We start from the raw sequence: 20,955 nt of genomic DNA, 5'->3' as shown, positions 1-20,955 counted from the left end.
ACAAATATAATAGTAGTATTTTAATTACAATGAACTTGTATCAAAAAAGATATAATCCTTCAAAAAGTACACGAATACCAAGGCATTGCATTACATTTGCACAAAAAATAAAGATAATGAATCCCAAAACTGGCCTGTTGGAACCGTTGGAGAGCCTATCGATGACGGATCGTGTCGAAAACATATTACGGGAGTATTTTACCGAGAACGCTTTCAAACCGGGCGATGCGCTTCCGAATGAGATGGAAATCGCTCAGAAACTGAACGTTAGCCGCAATGTGGTTCGGGAAGCGTTGAGCCGGTTGCGGATGCTGGGGATGATCGAGGCCCGTCCCCGGCGCGGTATGATCATGGCGCAGCCGGATTTACTAGCCGGGATTGAGAAAGTCCTCAACCCGTTTATTCTGAGCAAGAGTAATCAGAACGATATTTTTGAATTGCGGCTGATCCTGGAAATGGGGATTGCCGAGTTTTTGTTTGCCCGGAAAACACCAAAAGACCTGGACGAGCTGGAAGCGATTGTCGAAAAACAGAAGGGGTTACCGGTTTTGAGTAAAGAAGATGAAATCGAATTCCACGGGAAGCTGTATGACATGACCGGCAACGAGACCTTCCAGCGGTTTCAGAGCCTGCTATTTCCGGTTTTTGAGCATGTGTTTGCCACAATGGTCACTACTACCGAACACGCTGCCCCCGCCAACCCGGTTTCGCATTACGACCTGTTCAAAATCCTGAAAGACGGCACGCCGGAGGAGTTCCGGAAGGCGATGCACATTCACCTTTCGGTTTACTACAATACGATCCGGCGGTAGTCCGGCGATTGTCTGAAAACCGCCGACTACCGCCGGATCTTTATGCTCCTAAGAATGCCTCAGGCCCGGTAAGCCGCCAGTTCGGTGTCGCTCATCTGCTTCAGAACGATCATCGCGTGCTCGTAGCCCTTTTCGACGATTTTGTCGTAGGAACTCCACTTCATGAGGCTAAACCGGCTGACGTCGGGGTTGAAATAGAGATCGATCAACTGCCGGGCCGCACCGCGCTGCGACGCACTGTAGAGCAGCGTTGAATTGAGCAGAATCGACGAGAGCGACGGCAGCCGGTATTTGCGCTGTTTTTTAGACCGAAACCGGTCGCGCAGCAAGGCCGTCGGACTGGGGATGCTGGTGATGGTCAGTTTCCGGGGTTTGTCGATCGTGAGATCCACCCCGATGATTTTTCCAACGGGCATTCGACTCATCACATCAGCCGGAAAATTATTGAACGAACCGCCGTCCACCAGAAAATCATCGCCATCAATGATCGGCGGAAAAACCCCCGGAATGGCGGTGGTGGCCCGGAGGTAATAAATCATCGAACCCCGCGTGTGGATTTCGGGGCGGGCCTGCGTGTAATTGCTGGAAAGAGTAAAGAACGTTATCCAGGAGTCTTCGATATCCGGCTCAATTCCTCCCAGAAAATCACCAATGGTATTTCGAATCATCTGCTCCATCCGCTGGCCGCGAATCAGGGAAATCAGCGGGAGAAAGTTATAATCTTTCGATGGGTTGAACAAAGCTCCTTTCCGGGCGTGTTTCCGGACCGTCTCGGCCGGTTGATCAAACGAAATGGCGCTGGCAATCAAACCGCCCACGCTGGTTCCGGCCACAAAGTCGATGGGAATGCCGTAATCCTGCAGGGCTTTCAATACGCCAACGTGCGCAAAACCGCGCGCTCCGCCCCCCGCCAGCACGAAACCGATGGCCGTATTGCTTAAAATGCGGCTTAGCCGGGCCAGATCGCGCTCCAAATCCTGGCGAATGTGGTAATGGGCATGAATCTGAGGCCGTTTATTCAGCCAGTTTGACGTATGCCGCGGAATGAGGGTTTCGGTCGGATGAATGAGAATGAGGGTTTCGGCCTGTCCGTTAATTAACCCTTTTTGAGACAGTTGATTTTCACCCGGTGAAAGATCGGCGGGTTGCCGGGCGTCGGCCAGCAGCAGAATGTCGTCGGCTTGATGGACACAAAATTGCGACCATTCGGACAGCGTACCGCCCGAATCTGCCGGATCGGCGACGAGCAGCACGTATTCGTACTGCGACTCCAGATCGTCGAGCCGGTGCGAAAACTGACGGAGTGGCGAGTCGGCGGTTTTGTCATCCGTACCGGTTTTCAGTTGGCTGAGCTGGTCGCTGGTCAGCAATAATACCGTGCCTTTCAGGAGCAGGAGTTCGTGAAGTTTTTGCGCAATTCCGGTTAAATCAACCGTCGTATGCAGCGGCAGCAGGCAAATGTTGACCGGTTTTTTGTGAAACCGCTCCGAAAAAGGTGTCTTTTTCAGCCGTTGAATAATGCACCGGGCCATGTTCAGCGCAACCGCCGGGTGTTTGTTGATGACCTGTTCGAAGGCGGTTTTTGAAAGCCGCACCAATACCGTATCCCGCAGCGCAAATACCGAGGCATTCCGGGGTTCGTTGGTAATCAGGGCGGTTTCGCCCACCGTTTCGCCCCGCATGATTTCCCCGATTTTCCGGGATTGCCCATTCTCCGTCACCACGGCCTGCAAGCGGCCGCTGATGACAAAATACATCGAATTGCCGGGCTCGTTCTGGCGTAACAGGCACTCGCCACCCCGGATTTCGACCCACTCCAGCAGGGGCGTAAGTGTGGCTAGCGTGGGCGCATCGAAGTCGCCGAATAACTGGGTAAGACTGGTTTGTAAAAGGTGGTTTTGCGCCGGATTGAGTCGGGTTGCCATGAAAGGGAGTAGGAGTAAAGTTATCCTTGTCGGTGTCTGGATTTCAATGTTTTGTGTCTGACAACAATGATAAACGGAAAAGGATAAAAAGTAAATATAATTGGCCCGACCGCACACAATTTCAATGAAATTCGTGGCGTGAATGCAGCTACCGGCTTCGGTTTTCGCAGCAAACCGTGTACTTCACTATTTCCCGGACCGGTTTTTGGAAGATACTACAAAATTAGAAGGTCATTATTCCCCACACAAAAGCCGTGGCCGTGAACAGCCAGATCACAACTAAATACGCAACCGACAGACCCAGAAACTTACCCAGCGTAACGAGCCAGCTTTGCTGATAAACCCGCTTGAGCGACAGCAGAAAGTAGAACCAGCCGATCAGCGAGGCATATTTGGTCGCCAGGGTGGTATCCGCAACGTAATCGATGGTCAGCGTAATCGTGTAGAGAACAAACAGGATCGTGTGGGCGTGAATTGAGAAAATCAGGTGCTCGAAACCGATTCCGTTTTCAAACGAGCTACTGCCCCTCGTAAACTACTTTCCCGCCCACGATTGTCCTAAAGATCCGAATATCTTCGTTAAAAATGACAACGTCCGCGTCCTTCCCCGCCAGCAACGACCCTTTCCGGTCTTTCAGGCCCAGAATGTTGGCCGGTGTGCCGCTCATCATCCGCACGGCCTCCGGCAGGGGAATATCCGCCAGCCGGATCATGTTCCGCACCAGCCGGTCGGCGGTGGCCACGCTCCCGGCAAAAGCCGTGCGGTCGGGCAATTTGGCCACGTCGTCTTCCACAATCACACGCATTCCGTCGTGCAGACTCCCCAGAATACTGTCGCCCGGCGGCATTCCCGCAGCACGCATGGCGTCGGTGATCAAAGCCGTGCGGTCAGGGCCTTTGATTTTGTAAATCAGTTTCAGCAAAGGAGCGGGCAGGTGAACCCCATCGGCGATGATTTCCACGTCCATCGCGTCGATCAGGTACGCACTTTCCACCACGCCGGCATACCGGAACGCGTTCCGGCGCGTAACGCCCGACATGGCGCTGTAAAAATGCGTCGCCAGGCTGTAACCGTTTTCAAACGCTTCCAGCACGTCCTCGTAAATGGCATCGGTATGGGCCACGGCCGCCAGCACGCCTTTGGACCGCAAAAACCGCCCGAATTCCATCGCACCTTTCAGTTCCGGGGCCGCGCTCCAGCGTCTAACCGACGACGAGCGTTCCAGAATTTCCCGGTATTCGGCGGGGTCCGGGTCCCGGATGTAACGCGGGTCCTGCGCACCCCGCTGGCTCATGGCAAAATACGGTCCTTCGAGGTGCATTCCCAGAAACTGCGCCCCGGCGGTATTTTTCCGGTGGGCCGATTCGTACAACTCGAGTGTCTTCAGCAGGTGTTCTTTGGTGCTGGTCAGCGTCGTCGGCAGCATCGCCGTGGTGCCGTAGCGGGCGTGGGTTTCGGCGATGGCCAGAAAAGCCGCTTCGGAACCGTCCATGAAATCGTGTCCGCCCCCGCCATGCACGTGAATGTCGATAAAACCGGGGGCGATGTAGCGGCCCCCGGCGTCGATTTCCACCGCATCCGTCGCGTCAATATCGCGCTCGCTGATTTCCGTAATCGTGCCGTCGGTGATCAAAACCGTGCCACGGGGAATAATCCGATACGGCGTCACAATCCGGCCGTTGGTGATTTTCAGGCGCTGCGGATTCATGCGGTTTTTGAAAGCAGACTGGCCGAACCCGCATCCAGAAACAGGGCACAGTCGGAGTGTTGCTGTAAAATACTGGCCGGAAACTGGTTGCTTACTTCCTGTTCAACGCTGTTTTTAACGGCGACGGCCTTCCGTTCGTCGGGCACCGAACACACAATCCGTTTGGATTTCATGATTTGCTTCACCGACATGCTAATGGCTTTTTGCGGCACATCGTCGAACGATGCGAACCAGCCCTCCGAAAACTGCTGATTGCGGCAGGGTTCGTCCAGTTCCACAATGATATACGGTTTTTCGGTATCGAAATCAGCCGGGGGATCATTGAAGGCCAGATGCCCGTTTTCCCCGATGCCCACCAGCGCGACGTCGATGGGGTGTTGGGCGATGATGCCGCCCAGACGTTCGCACTCGGCTTCCGGATCGGCTTCGCCGTCGATCAGGTAGCTCGCTTTCAGGGGGGGCACCTGGTCCAGAAACCGTTCTTTCAGGTACCGCCGGAAACTGGCCGGTGAGGTGATTGGCAGGCCAATGTATTCGTCCAGGTGAAACATAACGACTTTACTCCAGTCGATTCCCGGACTGCTGATCAGTTGGTTCAGCGTTTCAAACTGGCTGGTACCGGTGGCCAGCAAAAGGTTACAACGACCGGTTTGGGCAATAACATCACGAATAAATTCAGCCGCCCGGCTACCGGCCAGTTGGCCGAGTTCCTTAGGGGTTTCGGTCAGGATAATTTCCATAGTAAATGGGAAGAGACAATCGATGGTTAGGGATTTCTGCAAAATAAGGCTTGCCAGCCGATTTTACCGAGCCGGAGCGATTAAATAAATTGAATTCGCGTTTTCCGATCCGGATCGGTCCATAAAACCGCCTTCCCCTCTCCGGATTGCCTTTTCCCAAAAGTGCCAGTGATTGACTCATTTGTGACAGCGTCTCTCGGCAATCCGCCCGACCTTTGAATCATTCAAACAGGCCAAAAAAACTAAACTTCCGATACCATGAAAACGCTCGTCAAATCCCTGCTCGTCGCCTTTGTATTGACATTCGTTGCCTTCGCTCCTTCTTTCGCCAACAACCGGCCCAAACGCGCATCCAAAGCCGTTGCTTACCAAACCAGTTTGTACACCGATGCCGAAGGCAAGCTTCGCGTCGCTGTCGATAAAGAAACCGGGGGCGTCGTCGAAGTTCGGCTGGTCAACAGCGCAGGAAAAGAATTTTTCGTTCAACAGATCGGAAAATGGCAACGCAAGGCCCGGCTGCGGGTGGACGTCAGTGCATTGCCCGATGGCGCGTATCAGGTAGCCTTTACCAACGGCGTCACCGATTTCACAAACAACCTGACGCTGAGTACTCAAAAACAGATCGTTACCAACCGACTGGTCGCCGTTAATTAACAAATCTGACTTGTTCAGGAGCTTGAACTGGTTAAAGTGTATGGCAAAAAAGCCGGTCCCATTTCGGATCGGCTTTTCGTTTTTGATCGTAGTTTATAGCCTTTCTTACCACCCTTTTGATAGTGAAACCGTTGCTCTCTTAATCATAAACGATAAAGGACTTACTTAACCGGCGTCAGTCCCAACTGGGCGTTGTAGTATTTGACGGTTTGAATGACGGAAGGCAGGTTGCTGGGTTTGTCCTGCGCATCGCGCTCGATAATGATGTGGCCGTTGAAGTTCTGTCGCTTCAATTCCTTAAAAACCGCCGGAAAATCAATGACGCCCGTTCCAACCGGCACATCTTTCAGCTTCGGGTCGTTGTAGGCGGCAATGTCTTTTAAATGCAGCGCGATCAAATGGTCTTCCAGTTTTTTGAGCCCTTCGACCGGATTGATGCCGCTCTTGGGCCAATGGCCGATGTCGGCGCAAACCCGGAAATTGGGGTGGTTTTTGAGGGCCGCCAGCACCGAATCCGGATGCCAGTAGGCGCTGGTGCCTTTCCAGTGGTTGTGCAACGCCACTTTCATGCCGTACACGCCCGCCAGGCTGTCTACGCTGTCCCACAGATTGATCGGCGGTTCGGCGGTGACGTATTTGACGTTCAGCTTTTTGGCCAGCTCAAACTCCCGGGCCCACTTGTCAACGGTTTTTCCGCCGACCAAATAAATCGACTCCATCAGCAGCCCTTTGTCCTTCACCTGTCGCTTGAGCTTTTCAATTCCGGCCGGCGACAGATTCATGATCAACGAATCTTTGAGTTCCGCGCCAGCCCGGCCAAAGGTGTAGCCCTCGACAAATTTCAGGCCCGCGCTATCCGCTTTGGCCAGTTGCTCCGGGAACGGAAACGGATTGAAAGTATACAGCGCCACGCCCAGTTTCCAGTTTTTGGGATCGGTCGTTTTCTTTTTAGTCTGGGCGAAAAGGCTCGCAGAAGCCATGATCCACAGACTCAGCAACAGGAAACTTTTCAGGGCTCTTTTCCCGGCAACAGCAGTTTTTTGGGGATCTTCTTCAGTTTGCTTCATAATCGTCGACGGAATAGGGTTTGGGAAAGCTGGAAATTGGACCAGAAACCGGCGATGCGGGATGAAAACCGCCCGGTTTTCCCAAATATCGCATTTCAAATGCAAAAACCGCTTTCCAAAGCAAGTATCCTTTGTTTTCGCGCAACGCACCTTTTCCCAAAAGTGCTAGTGATTGACTCATTTGTGACAGCGTCTCTGGTCAATCTGCCCGACCTTTGAATCATTCAAACAGGCCAAAAAAACTAAACTTTCGATATCATGAAAACGCTCGTTAAACTTCCGCTCGTCGCCTTGTTGCTGACATTCGTTGCCTTCGCTCCTTCTTTCGCAACCAACCGCCCAACTCCCGCAGCCAAAAACGCTGCCTACCAAACCAGTTTGTACACCGATGCGCAGGGCAAGCTTCGCGTCGCTGTCGACAAAGAAACCGGGGGCGCCGTTGAAGTCCGGCTGGTTAATCCGGAAGGAAAAGAATTCTTTGTTCAGGAAATCGGAAAACGGCAAAAAACCGCTCGCTTAGCCCTGGACATCAGCGAATTACCCGACGGCGCTTACCGGGTCGTTTTCACCAACGGGGTTGACACGCAGGTTAATAACGTAACGCTGGCTACCCAGAAGCCCAACTTCGCCACCCGCCTGATTGCCGTTAAATAACCGACCGAACAGTAACAACTCTCTACTATATCCACCCTCGAAAACCGGTTTGAATAAACCGGTTTTTTGCTTTCTGGCGATTGATGCACCCGTTCGGAACGGCTTTCCTTTCGTATCTTTAGGGCTTGCCGATGCCCGGCGAATTCCCTGACAGAACTCCATGAAGACCAAAATACTATTGGTGGATGACGAAACCGACCAGGAAACACTCTTCCGGCAGCGGTTTCGCCAATCCATTCAGAACGGCACCTACGAATTCGTTTTTGCCCGCGATGGTCAGCAGGCCCTGCGGATACTGGAAGAACAACCCGACATCGACCTGCTGCTGACCGACATCAACATGCCCGGCATGGATGGCCTGACGCTGCTGGAACACCTCCCCCGAATCAACCCGGTTGCGCGCACCATCGTACTGACCGCGTACGGCGATGTCGCGAACATCCGAACCGCCATGAACCGGGGCGCTTTTGATTTCATCACCAAACCCATTGATTTTCAGGACCTCGAAGCGACGATTGAGAAAACCCGCCAGTACGTTCGGCAGTTGCGCGAAACCCAGGAGCTGAAGGCCGTCGATGTGGTCAAAACGCGCTTTTTTAACAACATTACCCACGAGCTACGGTCACCCCTGTCGCTGATTGTAGCGACCGTGGACAAGCTGATGGAAACCGCCGATGTCCCGGCGACGCAGCCGCTGACTACCGTCCGGCGCAATGCCCGTCAGTTGCTGCGACTCATCAACCAGTTGATCGCCATCAACCAGCTCGAAAACCGGGAGACGGAGCTGGTCGATCAGGTCGGCGATTTACCCGGTTTTGTGGAACAACTGGTCGAGCTCTTTCGCCCGTCAACCGACAGCAAGAATCTGACGCTGACGTACCAGACGGATTTGCCTTCCGGCAATTACCGCTTCGATGCCGACAAGTGGGAAATGATTCTTTCCACCCTGCTGAGTAACGCCATCCGGTTTACCCATACCGGCGGCATTTCCGTTTCCCTGCACCAGACTGCTGCGGGTGCCCGGTTAACGGTACGCGATACGGGCATTGGCATTACGGCCCACAAGCTCCCGCATGTGTTCGACCGGTTTTACGAAGGTGATAATCAACGGATTCGCGCCAACGACAGCACGGGAATCAGCCTGGCGCTGGTGCGCGAACTGACCTGGCGGCTCGGCGGTACAGTGGACGTTCAGAGCCAGATTGAGGGCAAAGGGCGGGAGTCAGGTACGGTTTTTACTCTCGAACTGCCTTTCCAGCGCACCAGCAGCCCGGATTCGGCGGCCTCGGTCACCGGTCCGTCCGTGGTAGTCGATACCCCGGCCCTGCCCGGATCGTCTTTTGCGGTAGCCGACGAGCAGGAGTCGCATCCGCTGGTTGTGGTGGTGGAAGACAACGCCGAACTGCGGGAGTTTATGGTGGCGGAACTTAGCACGAATTACCGGGTTCGGTCGGCTGCCAACGGCCACGACGGCTGGATTCTGGCGAAAGAAGAACTGCCGTCCATTATCATTACCGACCTGATGATGCCCCGTCTCAACGGTTATGCCTTAACGGAACGGTTGAAAGCCGATCCGGTGACCGACCACATTGCGGTGGTTTTGCTGTCGGCCAGTGGTGAAGAGTCTTCCCGGCTGAAAGCGCTCTCGCTCGGGGCCGACGATTACCTGACCAAACCCTTTCACCTCGGTGAACTTCAGTTGCGGCTGCGTAACCTGCTGAGTCGCCAGGAGCGCCTGCGCGATCATTACCGCCAGCAACTCGCCCAACCCGACAGCGCCCCTCCGCTGCTGACGGTGGGCGATCAGTTTCTGCGGAAGCTGTACACGCTCATCGAGCAACACCTCGACGACTCGACCCTCAACGTCGAATGGCTGGCCGATGAACTGGCCATGAGCCGAAAAGCGCTGTATCTGAAAGTACACAACCTGACTCAGCTCTCCCCGGTTGAACTGATCCGGCAATACCGGCTCCGCAAAGCCATCGACCTGCTGCGGTCGGGACACAGCGCTGCCGAAACCGCCTATCTGGTGGGTTTTGAGACGCCTTCCTACTTTACCAAAGTGTTCCGGGAGTTTTACCAGCAAACGCCCACCGCCTTTATCAAGCGGTAACCCGGAAAGCGTAAAACCGCCATGAAATCCCTGATTCTGCTCCTTTTCCTCCAAACCGGTGTCCTCTTCGCGCAGTCGAACGTAACCGGTTTGGGGATGTTCAGAATTGGGATAACAACGCCTGATTCGTTGCCCTCCGCCGGTTTTCGGGAGGAAGAACCGCCCGTTGTGAAAGGGACGCTCGCGTTGGTTTGTACCGACATTCGCCTGTTCAAAGCCGATTCCGTTGAGATTCAGGGCGTTTCGATTACCGGTCTATTTCTGGTTTTTTACGAAAACCGCCTGGCTCGAATTACCTGCACCTACGATGATTTACTGGAAAAAGCATTCAGCCGCGAACACGGCAAAGGAAAAATCGGGCCGCCCCAACTCCTGTCCCTCTGCGACGAAGGGCGCGATAAACGAATGACTCTAACGAGCGAAAACTGGGAAAACGACGGAATTCTGGCGCTGGCGGTTCACGCCCGGGGTTACAATGCCCGTTGCCGGGCGGAGCAGGCTTCCCGGCTGACCATCGCCAGTCAGTCGTTTCTGGCCATCACCTCGGAATGTGACCTGGAATCCCTGGATCCGTATTTTGATAAAATCCGGAGTCCGCATTAAGTGGCAACTGACTGGGAATAAGGCCTATCCAGCAATCGGAACCCGCACCTGAACGAGCGTCCCACTCTGTTCGCGGTTCGAAATCTGACAGGAACCGCCCAGGCGATCCAGCCGGGATTGAATGTTCTGCAGGCCGATGCCGTTGGATCGCCCGGCCTGACGGAACCCCTGCCCGTCGTCCTGAACAACAAGCGTCAGAAAACCGTCCTGCCGGACCAGCGCAATGTTGGCCTGGCGAGCCTTGGCGTGTTTGAGAATGTTGTTGACCAGTTCCAGCGTAATGGCGTAAAGTTCGTAAGCGGTTTTTCCCCGCACATCAGCGCCCGATTGCTCCAGCTCGAGCTGAAACCGGGTGCGGTTCTGGACGTTCAGCGTGTCCGCCATCTTGATCAGCGCGGCCTGAAGACCCGATTTTTCCAGCACGTCGGGCATCAGATTGTGCGAAACCGAGCGGATATCGTCGTAAATCTCCCCGATATGTTCGAGCAAGCGGGCGTGTTCGGTCTGCTGATCGGCGTCGAACTGCGAGGTATCGAAGGCTTCGTATCGCCATTTCAGGGCCGAGACGCGGGTCGCAACGTTATCGTGCAATTCGCTCGCCACCCGCTTCCGCTCCATCGTCTGGCCGCGGTATAAAGCGGCTTCGATCTCGGCGTTTTTGCGGGCCAGTTCTTCGTTTCTGGTGCGAAGCCGGCGGTTATTCCAGAACACAAAACTGAGTATGCCCGCTCCCAGCAGCAGCAACGCCCCGAGGAGGTTGCGGGTTTGGGCGAGGTTTTCGTTTTCCAGCTTCTGAATGCTTAGTTTTTGCTGCTGCTGTTGCTTGTCGAATTCGTAATTCAGGGTAGCCGCCGTGGCTTTTTGCAGCGATTCCTTATTGAGGAGTGAATCCGATTCGGCTTTGAATTTTTTATAATGAACGTAGGCCTGATCAATCTGACCAGTCATTTCGTAGGATTCGGCCAGGAGTCGGTGGTATTCCGCGGCTTCCGGCAGCAACGGCGGGTCCGACTCTTCGGCCCATTCCACGCCTTTGGACGCGTAGTCGATCACCCGGCGGTATTGCTTTCTGGCCAGCGCAATTTTAGCATAATTGAGCTGGACCACGTGATCCAGAAAGTTGTCAGAATCGACCACATCCTGAAAAAGCTTGTCACCCAATTGGGTATATTTCAGCGCATTACCGTAATCTTTCAGCTGGATGTACACCCTCCCCATTCGGGAATAGGTTTTGGGTAACCAGTAGGCCGTACGGGTGGTTTTATGAATATCGGCCGCTTGGGTCAAGGTTTTCAGCGCGGCTGCGTAATTCCCTTGTTTTTCAAAAATTTCCGCCCGCTGATTCAGCAAAAAAGCCGTCAGGACTTTATCATTCCGTTTTTTAGCCACGATTTCGGCGTCGTCGAACGCCCGGAGTGCTTCCCTGTACAAACCCAGGGCGGAATAAGCCACACCCAGATTGGGCAGCGTCGATCGCAGAGCCCGCAGGTCGTTCACTTCTTCCTGAAGCTGCCGGGCTTTCAGCAGAAATTCAACGGCTTTGCTGAAGTCCCCGCTGCGGGTAAAAAACCGGGCTTTTTCGTTGAAAACCGTCCCCTGCCACGACTTATCGCCCAGGTTCACAAAAATAGCTTTGGCCTGGTCATAAAGGGGCATGATCTCCGGTTGCCGCGCCAGGTTGGTTTCCAGCAGCTGCGCCTTCCGAATATACGTCTCGGCCTCCATGTGCCGGTCTTTCAGCTTTGCCGCGATCCGCAAAACCGTATCCAGTTGGGCAAAAGCGCCGGTCAGATCGATCATCCGATCGGCTTCGATGCGGGTCAGGTGCAGCCGGGCTTTGCCTTCTCCCGGCAAAAACCCCAGCTTTTTGGCCAGATTTACCGACTGCGTGCCGTACCGAATCGCCAGCGAATCGTCACCGCCGAGCCAATACGCATAGCTTAGATCGTGCAACATGCTCACCCGGTGCGTATCCGGTTTTGCCGTTTGCAACTGGTTTTGTAATGAATCGATTTTCTGAGCCTGAAGCGGCAGAGTGATTCCCAAAAGAACGGGAAACAGACCGTTCTTTAAGCTGTTTTTCAACAGCCCGATTATCCCCAGAAAGCAGCGCAAAACCATTGGTGGGCCAAACGAAAAGTAGTCAAACGGTTCTGACTGCGGAGAATGTCGATCCGTTGAAGTCAGGCTGGAATATAGCTATCAATTCGGAGATATACTACTCATCGCCAGCCTCTTTCATAAAAACCGCCCGGATTTGCGAGGGTTTCTGAACACCTGGCAGAAGCAGAAAAAAAGAGGTCGGTGCTTACACCGACCTCTTTCCTTGTAAAAACCGGTTTAGTTGAGGGAATACGCTTTTACCGTATTATGGAAAAAGGTGGGAACAAACAGCATTTTGGTTTTTGGATTATACCCGACATCGGCCGTATTGATCTTCTCTTTCGTTGTATCCAGTTTAAGTTCCGTGGTTCCGTCGGCCTTGACGTGCCAGATTTTACCACCCCATTCCGTAACGATGTATTGCTTGTTGCCCAGGGCCACGATACCGTCAATCCCGCCCGACACCTTGGCAACGGTGTTCAGTTGCTTCGTCGCCGGATTCATCGTGTAGAGCGTACCGTCGCCGTTGCCGATCAGGACCTGATCGTTTTCAACCAACAGCCCGTTGGTGCCTTTGAGCGGAGCGCCGGAGAGGACTTCGCTGGTTTTTCCCTGCGCTAACGCCCACACCTGGCCATTGCCCGAATCCGTAATGTAGACGATTTTCTTTTTTGTATCCACCGCAATATCGTTGAGGAATTTGGCACCTGCGATGGGGTAGCGGTTGAGGATTTTACCCGACGACAACGCAATTTCCGCGACCTGATTCATTTCGGTTACGTACAGTTTATCGCCCAAAATGCCCATTCCTTTGGTTGAATTGAGGTTTTCGGCAAATTTCAGCTTAATGACCTTTCCGTCCAGACCCAGTTTGGCAATGAAACTGCCTTTGTTATCCAGCGACGGCCCGCCGTTGATGCACGCAACGTACAGCACATTTTGGTTTGGATCGAACAAAACGCTTTCGGGCGTCCGGATGGTCGTATCGGTTTCCCAAACCGGTTTCAAATCGGCGGTTTGCGCTACGGCGTCCGGCATCCCCCGGAATAAAAGCGCAACGAATGCAACGAAAAATACTTTTCTCATGGTTGGCAAGGTTAGAATTGGAAGTGAGTAAAAGGCGGCCAGAACTGACCTGCAATGACGGCGGCCAATGTATATAATTTCCGCCAATTATCCCTTCGCGCAACGGGAATAATTGAAAAGTGGGCCGGAGCGGCCCGGTTGGAATGCTGTTTGTATCCCGCTACTATGCGCCTTCTCAAAAAATTGAAGTAAGCTTGCAACCAGTTGATTCACAGTTGTGCTGAATTCTTCCTAGGAAGTTTTGGACGGGTTATTCTTCCTCAAATTCTCGATATCATCAAAATCCTTTTGCCTTCCCAGTGCTTGCTTATCCTTGATTAAATCGTCAAAGCTGATAAATGAAATTTCAATTCCGTTGCTTTCAATAACTTTTCTTCTGGCATAAGCTTCCGAGAATTTTAGTGGCGCTTTGATGCCTGGCAGGATATCAAGTGTGTAATCGTCAAATTCGTATTTGAAAACGGATCGTTTGGGATCGGGGGAGGCTTCTTCTTTATATTTCGCTACGTCTCTACCCAACTCCTGTAAAGCATCAAGCAACCGGTAATAGTTCACATAGCTTGGATTATACCAGAAATCTAAATCTGGTTTGTCAACAATTTTTCCTTCCTGATTTACTGATTTCCTGTAATCTCCATAATACGACACTGCAAAGCCCCCAACAACCATATATTCAACCTTATTCCGCTTAAATATCTCGAATATATTGTGATCAGAATCGTCATAGGCCATAGGCAGTATCCTTATTTACAGACGTTTTGTTCCGTAACGGCGACACATCCTTGACATCGCTCCCTTTCAAAGAGTTAATAAAGCGTTCAAACCGATCATGACGCTCCTTCGCTTTGGCAGAAGTCAGGTCGATAGGCTTTGCGGTGGCTTTCAACTCCTGAATGCTATCATATTTGGTTAGCTCATTCATGATTCCAATGACTTGTATTGCTATAATAACACAGGAAGATACAAATAGGGTGCAAAAAAGCAAAGGCTATCGCCCAGGGTGCTGATTTTCAAGATTTAGGCTATCAAATTACATCCGGTTTACTAGAGCCGGATGTAATTTAATTGATGAACTTCACCCTACCCACCGTCTCACCTTATGCCCCCAAAACGCATAAAACATTAGATACACATAACACGGAAACAACACCCAATAGGCGGTTTTGACACCATAGGCATCGGCGTAGTGGCCGTAGAAAAGCGGGAGGATCGCGTTGCCGGAAAGCCCCATGATCAGGATGGCCGCGCCAAGTTTCGTGAACCGGCCCAGACCGTCGAGCGCCAGCGGCCAGATGCCCGCCCAGACCAGCGAATTCGCCAGACCCAGCAACACGACAAACCAGATTGAACGGTCGGCGTAATGGCCCAGAAGCGTGATCGGTCCGCTGGTGTAAATGATCAGCAGCGTCAAAACCGCCCCCAGAATCGTACAAAACCGGAAAGCCGTCACCTGGCTGATGGTTTTTGGGATCAGCGAAATGCCCAGAATATAGCCGCAAATCGTGGCCGTCAGCGTGTAGGCCGGAAACGTCTTGGCTTCCAGCAGGCTGATTCCCATGGAGTTGGCGTACCCAATCACCGTATCAACGGCAATGACCTGACTGCCGACGTGCAGGAAAATGGCGACTGCGCCCAGAATCAGGTGCGGGAACTGGAAAATCGAGGTTTTCCCGGAATTGGCGGCTGCGACTTCGGCGGTTTCCTGCTCGGTGTTGATTTCCGGCAAGGGCGAAAACCGCACCATCAACCCCAGCCCGATCAGCACGCAGCCCATCAGCGAATACGGCATGATCACCCGCCGAACCAGCGCGTCCAGTGCGGCACTCCGCTCCACGGCGGACATGGTCGGCAGTTGGGCGAACAGGTCGGTGTCGGTGGCCCGCAGAATCACGGCGGCAAACAGAATCGGGGCCAATACGCCCGCGCCCTTGTTGCAAATGCCCATGATGCTGATCCGCTGCGCGGCCCGTTCCTGTGGCCCCAGAATGGTAATGAACGGGTTGGCCGCCGTTTGCAAAACCGCCAGTCCGACGCCGATCATGAACAAACCCAGCAGGAAAATTTCGTAGGTCCGGGTCAGGGCTGCGGGCACGAAAATGAACGCACCCACCGCCATAATCCAGAAACCAACCATCATACCTTTTTTAAAACCGGTGCGTTTCAGCAGGTACGACGACGGCACCGACATCACGAAATACGAAATGTAAAACGCAAACGTGACCAGGTACGACTGGAAATTACTGAGTTCGCAGGCAATTTTGAAATACGGAATCAGAATGGCGTTGACCCAGGTAACAAAACCAAAAATAAAGAATAACAGTCCGATGATCAGGATGGAAATGAGCGTATCCCGCTTGCTTAAGGCGCTGACATCGACGGCCGCCAGTGTTGCTTTCATCAATTTATTGAGTGATTGAGCGAATGAGTAATTGAGTGCAAAGAAGAATCATTAAACCGTTGGTTCCCAGCCGGATTGATATTCCCGTTTCCAGTATTTTTTCATGACGCCCTTATTCTTGATGTGGCCGTTGCTCGGGTCGATGTTCAGGGTTTCGCCGGTCCGGAGGGCGATGTTACCCAACTGACACAACAGCGTGCTCTGGTGACCACCCTTGATGTCGGCAACCAACGGCGTGCCTTTGCGAATCGCGTCGAAGAAATTCTGAATGTGGATCGCATCCAGCGCCTGCGACGGATTCATCCGGTCGCGCGGGTCGACTACAAAGTCGTTTTTGGCTTCTTTCACCAGTTTGTTCTGCAGATCGTAGACTTTGTAAGTATTGCCACTTTCGATGGTCACAGAACCGGTGTCGCCGTAAAAAACCACACCCACGCTATTGTCTTCGACAGTACGCCCGTTGCAGCTTCGCCCTTCCCAAGCAATGCTGGTGTTATTGTCGAATTCCAGCGTAATCACCTGAGTATCCGGCGTTTCCCAATCGTCTTTGTACCGGTAACGCCCCCCGGCGGAGGAAACCCGTGTCGGGAATTCGACGCCCAGCCCCCAGCGCATCAGGTCGACCATGTGGGTGCCGTTGTTGAGCGCTTCGCCCGTTCCCCAGTGCCAGAACCAGTGCCAGTTGTAGTGCAGCAGGTTGTCTTTGAAGGGTCGGCGCGGGGCGGGTCCCTGCCACAACTCGTAATTCAGCCATGATGGTACGGGCGCTTCCTTGCCAATGCCGATCGACGCCCGGTTGTTAGTGTACCAACCCTTAGCGAAATACGGTCGACCAATAATTCCGTCCTGAACTTCCTTAATGCCTTTGGCGACGTTCGGCCACGACCGGCGCTGGTTGCCCATCTGCACCACGCGTTTGTATTTTTCGGTGGCCGCCATCAGCAATTCGCCTTCGTTCGGATTGTGGCTGCACGGTTTTTCGACGTAAACGTGCTTTCCGGCTTTGCAGGCCAGAATAGCCGCCGGGGCGTGCCAGTGGTCGGGCGTGGCCACCACCATCGCTTCCAGGTCCTTGTCTTCCAGCGCATTCCGAAAATCAGGGGTGGCTTTCGGGCGGCTTTTTTGCAGGTCTGCCACGGTTGCAATGGCTTTATCGGCCGCGCGCGAATCCACGTCACAGATGTGAATCACCTCGCAGTTTTTCTGAAGTGCGAAGTTGCTCGCCAGCGCAAAACCGCGCGAATTGACGCCCATCACGGCCACCTTGATTCGCTCGTTAGCACCCAGAATATTACCGTAACTTTTCGGACTGAAACCGGGCAAAATACCGCCCAGCGACAGCGCGGTGGTACCGGCTACGGTTTTTTTGATGAATTCCCGGCGGGACTTATTCGATGATTGCATGGATTTAGGGGTTAGTAGTCAGAATCTTGCTTTTACCCCTAAATCCCCTAAAGGGGACTTGGACACGGAATATCCAGATTTAGAAAGTCCCCTTTAGGGGATTTAGGGGCGTATTTATTAAACTTTTTTCAGCACACTTTCCAGTGTCACGGTGGCTCCGCCTTTGCGTTTGCTTTCTTCGGCGGCTTCCATAAAGGCAAAAATTTCCAGCGTTTCCTCGGGACTGACCGGCGGTTTACCGGTTTTGAAAAATTCTACAATTTGCACCAGAAGGGCTTTGTAACCTTCGTAGGGGCCAATCGGAGCGATGCCTTTTTCGCCGTAAGCCGTTCCGCCGTAACCGGTTTTTCCCGCCCGAATCCCGCGGAACGTTCCGACCCGGTCGTCGTTCCAGATGCCCACCACCACATCCGTGTCTTTCGTGTGCGTCCGGCTCACCTGCTTGCAGCCCGGCCCCATCACCGTAAAGAGCGTTTCGACGCCGTGGATGCCGTACCAGAACAGATCGGGGTGCGTTTTCTCGATCGGAGACGGACTGAACGTGTCGGCCCCCAGCACCTTTCCGACGGTTTTTCCCTGCGCAATGTCCTGCGCGCTGGTCATGTACCGCAGCGACGAAGCCGAAAACGTCGGCACATTGGCCTTTTTGGCAGCATCAAAAATGGCTTTCACGTCGGCCAGCGAAGCCGCAATCGGTTTATCGATAAAAACCCGTTTTCCGGCTTTAAATACCTTCAACGCCTGTTCGCGGTGCAAACGACCGTCGTTGGTTTCCAGTAACACCACGTCTACTTTGCTCAGCAGTTCGTCGATCGAATTGACGATCTCAACGCCCAGTTTTTTAACCTCTTCCGTATACCCCGCCACCCGGCTGGTGCTGGACTCGATGTCGTTGCTGCCTTTCGGATAGGCCGCCACCACGCGGTAGCCATCCAGTTCGGGGCCAGCCGTCGGACTGTTCAGTTCTTTGGTGAAAGCAGTACTGTGTGAGGTGTCCAGGCCGATAATTCCGACCCGTTTTCCATCGGCTACGGGAGCCGGATTCGGCATTGAAAAGAGGGTTCGCGGCAGGCTGAGACTGAGTCCGGTTGTGGCGGCAATACTGAGAAATTTTCGACGGTTATGCGTTTGGTCCATCCGATTAGGGTTAAAAAGGTCGTATTATTGTAAGAATCCACAAATTCGTGTTATCTGTCGCTTCTTGCAACTGGAAGTCGATAAAAAATACGATTTTTTCTATATATGGCTCATTTACCCAACCTGATCATTGATCTTGCTATTATTTTGGGAACTGCAGCCGTCACGACACTTCTTTTCAAATGGCTTAAACAACCCCTCGTTCTGGGTTACATTCTGGCCGGAGTGCTCGTAGGGCCAAAGTTTTCAGTATTCCCAACCATTTCCGACCCGGAAACCATCCGCATCTGGGCCGACATTGGCGTCATTGTGCTGTTGTTCAACCTCGGACTCGAATTTAACATCAAAAAACTCGTCAAAGTCGGCGGAACGGCTTCCATGACGGGCGCCTTCGAAATTACGGCGATGGTGCTCCTCGGCTACCTGACCGGCAGGGCGCTGGGCTGGTCGACGATGGACAGCATTTTTCTGGGCGGGATCGTCAGCATTTCGTCCACCACCATCATCATCCGCGCATTCGACGAACTGGGCATCAAAACCCAGCAATTTGCCGGAATTGTGTTCGGCGTTTTAGTCATTGAAGACATCGTAGCGGTTTTATTACTCGTTCTGCTTTCGACCCTGGCCGTCAGCAAGCAGTTTTTCAGCGCTGAAATGCTGGTGGCCATCATGAAACTCGGTTTCTTTCTGGTCATCTGGTTTCTGGGCGGCATTTTTCTCGTCCCCTCCCTCCTGCGCAGCAGCCGGAAATTCATCACCGACGAAACCCTGCTGATCATTTCGCTGGCCCTGTGCCTGCTGATGGTCGTTTTCGCCACCAGCGTCGGTTTTTCTCCGGCTCTGGGCGCGTTCATCATGGGTTCCATTCTGGCCGGAACCATTTACGCCGAACGCATCGAAATTCTGCTGACGTCCATCAAAGACCTGTTCGGGGCGGTTTTTTTCGTCTCGGTCGGCATGCTGATCGACCCGGCCCTGCTGGTCCAATATGCCGGCCCGATTGCCATCATCACGGTGGTCGTCATTCTCGGAAAAGCGGTCAACGTCACGCTCGGAGCCCTCATCGTGGGCCAGCCGTTGAAACAATCCATCCAAACCGGCATGAGTCTGGCACAAATCGGGGAGTTTTCGTTCATCATTGCCGCGCTGGGGCTGAATCTGAAAGTAACCAGCGGTTTTCTGTACCCCATCGCCGTCGGCGTTTCGGCCCTGACGGCGTTCACCACGCCCTACATGATCCGGGCTTCCGGTTCGATCTGCACCTGGGTGGAAAGCAGACTAAGCCCCAGAACGCGCTTATTTTTAACCAGTTACAGTTCAGGAGCCCAAACGATCGGCAGCGTGAGCGACTGGTACCAACTGGTGCGCGAACACCTCCAGATCATGATTGTCAACACGGCGGTCATTCTGGGCATTATCCTGATTTCGTCGAAATGGCTGCTGCCGATCATTACGGCGGAAGTCGTCGGCAAACCGTACGACGGCATTCTGGCCGGTTTTCTGTCGTTTTTCCTCATGACGCCCTTCCTCTGGGCACTGGTGTTGAAGCGCATCAACCGACCGGTTTACACCCGGCTCTGGACCGAACGGAAGTCGTACCGGGGGCCGCTCGTCACGCTGGCCGTGACCCGCGGCCTGCTCGGCCTGGGGCTTATTCTGCTATTTCTGCAACAGTTTTTCTCGGTCAGCCTGCTGCTTTTTGTGCTGGTGATCGCGGGCGGCATCTGGCTGGTGGTGGGAAAACGGCTGCCGTTTATTTACGACCTGATCGAAAAGCGGTTTTTGTTCAATCTGAACTCCCGCCAGATTTACCAGGAAAACCGCATGGGCCGGAATCTGCTGCCCTGGGACGCTCACTTGTCCTATTTCGAAGTCAGCGCCGAATCGCCGGGGGCCGGTTTTACGCTTTTCGAGCTGGCGCTGCGCGAAAAATACGGCGTCAACGTCATCTCCATTGCGCGGGGCAGCATGACGATGCTGGTACCGGGCCGCGATGAACGCTTATTTCCGGGCGATAAAATTGCCGTCATTGGAACTGATCAGCAGTTGGAACACTTTATTAGTTTGATCGAAACCCAAACGAAGGAAAAAGCGCCGTCTACACCTCCGCAGGAAATCTCGCTCCAGAAAATGGCCGTCGATGAGTCGTTTCCGTTCATCGACCAGAGCATTCGTAACTCCGGTATCCGCGAAAAAACCCAGGGCCTGATTGTCGGCATCGAACGCAAGGGAACGCGAATTTTAAATCCGGATTCAACGACTTTTTTTCTGGCGGGCGATGTTATCTGGTTAGCTGGCAACACCAAGCTCATTAAAGAATTCCAGCGCGAAAACCGGTTGCGGGCGGTTAAATAAGTTTACGGTTTGAAAGCCAGTCGTTGGTTTCAGTATTAACTCGTTCGAGCTGAAAACCTAAACCAGCCAAAATGATGGCTTGGCAAATGCTTACAGCCCACGGTTTTAACCGTGGGAACACACGTAAACCGGAAATTTATGGAAACCGTTTTAACGGTTTAGGATTCTCAAAACCGTTAAAACGGTTGTCAGCTC

At 53.3% G+C, this 20,955-nt stretch carries 18 protein-coding genes; 6 read left to right on the top strand and 12 right to left on the bottom strand.

Annotated elements, in window-relative coordinates; translation table 11 throughout:
• Nucleotides 1-116: 116 nt before the first annotated feature.
• Entirely contained in the window at nt 117-812 is a 696-nt protein-coding gene (locus GJJ30_RS22390; protein ID WP_154177430.1) for a FadR/GntR family transcriptional regulator, read from the top strand.
• Between the two features lie 59 nt (nt 813-871).
• Here GJJ30_RS22390 and GJJ30_RS22385 read toward each other — a convergent pair whose 3' ends face one another.
• The 3 genes from GJJ30_RS22385 to GJJ30_RS22375 all read right to left on the bottom strand — a co-directional run bounded on the left by GJJ30_RS22385 (nt 872) and on the right by GJJ30_RS22375 (nt 5,186).
• Nucleotides 872-2,737 carry a patatin-like phospholipase family protein gene (locus GJJ30_RS22385; protein ID WP_154177429.1) on the bottom strand — a complete coding sequence of 622 codons (1,866 nt, stop codon included), beginning with the start codon at nt 2,735-2,737 and terminating at the stop codon, nt 872-874.
• 518 nt (nt 2,738-3,255) lie between these two features.
• Entirely contained in the window at nt 3,256-4,446 is a 1,191-nt protein-coding gene (nagA, locus tag GJJ30_RS22380) for an N-acetylglucosamine-6-phosphate deacetylase (RefSeq protein WP_154177428.1), read from the bottom strand.
• The gene (locus GJJ30_RS22375) at nt 4,443-5,186 is read right to left on the bottom strand and encodes a glucosamine-6-phosphate deaminase (RefSeq protein ID WP_154177427.1); all 744 of its coding nucleotides are present in this window, start codon (nt 5,184-5,186) and stop codon (nt 4,443-4,445) included. Before GJJ30_RS22375 ends, nagA begins: the two co-directional genes overlap by 4 nt.
• A 258-nt stretch (nt 5,187-5,444) precedes the next feature.
• On the opposite strand from GJJ30_RS22375, the gene GJJ30_RS22370 reads away from it, so the two are divergent.
• Nucleotides 5,445-5,840, top strand: coding sequence for a T9SS type A sorting domain-containing protein (locus tag GJJ30_RS22370; protein WP_154177426.1), 396 nt, complete (start codon nt 5,445-5,447; stop codon nt 5,838-5,840).
• Between the two features lie 161 nt (nt 5,841-6,001).
• On the opposite strand, the gene GJJ30_RS22365 is transcribed toward GJJ30_RS22370, so the two are convergent.
• Together GJJ30_RS22365 and GJJ30_RS22360 are read right to left on the bottom strand one after the other, a co-directional pair.
• A complete protein-coding gene (locus GJJ30_RS22365) occupies nt 6,002-6,907 on the bottom strand; it encodes a sugar phosphate isomerase/epimerase family protein (protein WP_154177425.1) in 906 nt (301 codons plus the stop codon).
• Complete coding sequence (locus GJJ30_RS22360; RefSeq protein ID WP_154177424.1) at nt 6,894-7,088, bottom strand: hypothetical protein; 195 nt, start codon at nt 7,086-7,088, stop codon at nt 6,894-6,896. Before GJJ30_RS22360 ends, GJJ30_RS22365 begins: the two co-directional genes overlap by 14 nt.
• 77 nt (nt 7,089-7,165) lie before the next feature.
• Here GJJ30_RS22360 and GJJ30_RS22355 point away from each other — a divergent pair, with 77 nt between their 5' ends.
• The 3 genes from GJJ30_RS22355 (at nt 7,166) to GJJ30_RS22345 (ending at nt 10,277) form a co-directional block, all read left to right on the top strand.
• Nucleotides 7,166-7,561, top strand: coding sequence for a T9SS type A sorting domain-containing protein (locus GJJ30_RS22355; RefSeq protein WP_154177423.1), 396 nt, complete (start codon nt 7,166-7,168; stop codon nt 7,559-7,561).
• A gap of 160 nt (nt 7,562-7,721) precedes the next feature.
• The gene (locus GJJ30_RS22350; RefSeq protein WP_154177422.1) at nt 7,722-9,674 is read left to right on the top strand and encodes a hybrid sensor histidine kinase/response regulator transcription factor; all 1,953 of its coding nucleotides are present in this window, start codon (nt 7,722-7,724) and stop codon (nt 9,672-9,674) included.
• Nucleotides 9,675-9,695: 21 nt separating this feature from the next.
• Nucleotides 9,696-10,277, top strand: coding sequence for a hypothetical protein (locus GJJ30_RS22345; protein WP_154177421.1), 582 nt, complete (start codon nt 9,696-9,698; stop codon nt 10,275-10,277).
• Between the two features lie 24 nt (nt 10,278-10,301).
• On the opposite strand, the gene GJJ30_RS22340 is transcribed toward GJJ30_RS22345, so the two are convergent.
• From GJJ30_RS22340 to GJJ30_RS22310, 7 genes are all read right to left on the bottom strand, one after another.
• Nucleotides 10,302-12,362: a tetratricopeptide repeat-containing sensor histidine kinase gene (locus GJJ30_RS22340; protein WP_205880600.1), complete on the bottom strand. Its 2,061-nt coding sequence runs from the start codon at nt 12,360-12,362 to the stop codon at nt 10,302-10,304.
• A gap of 255 nt (nt 12,363-12,617) precedes the next feature.
• Nucleotides 12,618-13,466 (bottom strand): SMP-30/gluconolactonase/LRE family protein, encoded by an 849-nt coding sequence (locus GJJ30_RS22335; RefSeq protein WP_154177419.1) that lies wholly within the window; start codon nt 13,464-13,466, stop codon nt 12,618-12,620.
• Between the two features lie 231 nt (nt 13,467-13,697).
• Complete coding sequence (locus GJJ30_RS22330) at nt 13,698-14,198, bottom strand: hypothetical protein (RefSeq protein ID WP_154177418.1); 501 nt, start codon at nt 14,196-14,198, stop codon at nt 13,698-13,700.
• Nucleotides 14,188-14,388 carry a hypothetical protein gene (locus GJJ30_RS22325; protein WP_154177417.1) on the bottom strand — a complete coding sequence of 67 codons (201 nt, stop codon included), beginning with the start codon at nt 14,386-14,388 and terminating at the stop codon, nt 14,188-14,190. The genes GJJ30_RS22330 and GJJ30_RS22325 overlap by 11 nt, the downstream gene beginning before the upstream one ends.
• A gap of 153 nt (nt 14,389-14,541) precedes the next feature.
• The gene (locus tag GJJ30_RS22320) at nt 14,542-15,864 is read right to left on the bottom strand and encodes a sugar MFS transporter (protein WP_154177416.1); all 1,323 of its coding nucleotides are present in this window, start codon (nt 15,862-15,864) and stop codon (nt 14,542-14,544) included.
• 51 nt (nt 15,865-15,915) lie between these two features.
• Nucleotides 15,916-17,268 (bottom strand): Gfo/Idh/MocA family protein, encoded by a 1,353-nt coding sequence (locus GJJ30_RS22315; RefSeq protein WP_154177415.1) that lies wholly within the window; start codon nt 17,266-17,268, stop codon nt 15,916-15,918.
• 117 nt (nt 17,269-17,385) lie between these two features.
• The gene (locus GJJ30_RS22310; protein ID WP_154177414.1) at nt 17,386-18,405 is read right to left on the bottom strand and encodes a Gfo/Idh/MocA family protein; all 1,020 of its coding nucleotides are present in this window, start codon (nt 18,403-18,405) and stop codon (nt 17,386-17,388) included.
• Nucleotides 18,406-18,510: 105 nt separating this feature from the next.
• Between GJJ30_RS22310 and GJJ30_RS22305 the strand changes: the two genes are divergently transcribed.
• Nucleotides 18,511-20,760, top strand: a complete 2,250-nt coding sequence (locus GJJ30_RS22305; protein ID WP_154177413.1) for a monovalent cation:proton antiporter family protein — start codon at nt 18,511-18,513, stop codon at nt 20,758-20,760.
• The last annotated feature ends 195 nt before the right edge of the window (nt 20,761-20,955 follow it).

The sequence above is a fragment of the Larkinella terrae genome (assembly GCF_009668025.1).
GTDB lineage: Bacteria > Bacteroidota > Bacteroidia > Cytophagales > Spirosomataceae > Larkinella > Larkinella terrae.
The sequence above is the reverse complement of the archived record's forward strand: the minus strand, read 5'-3'. Positions and strand labels throughout refer to the sequence as shown.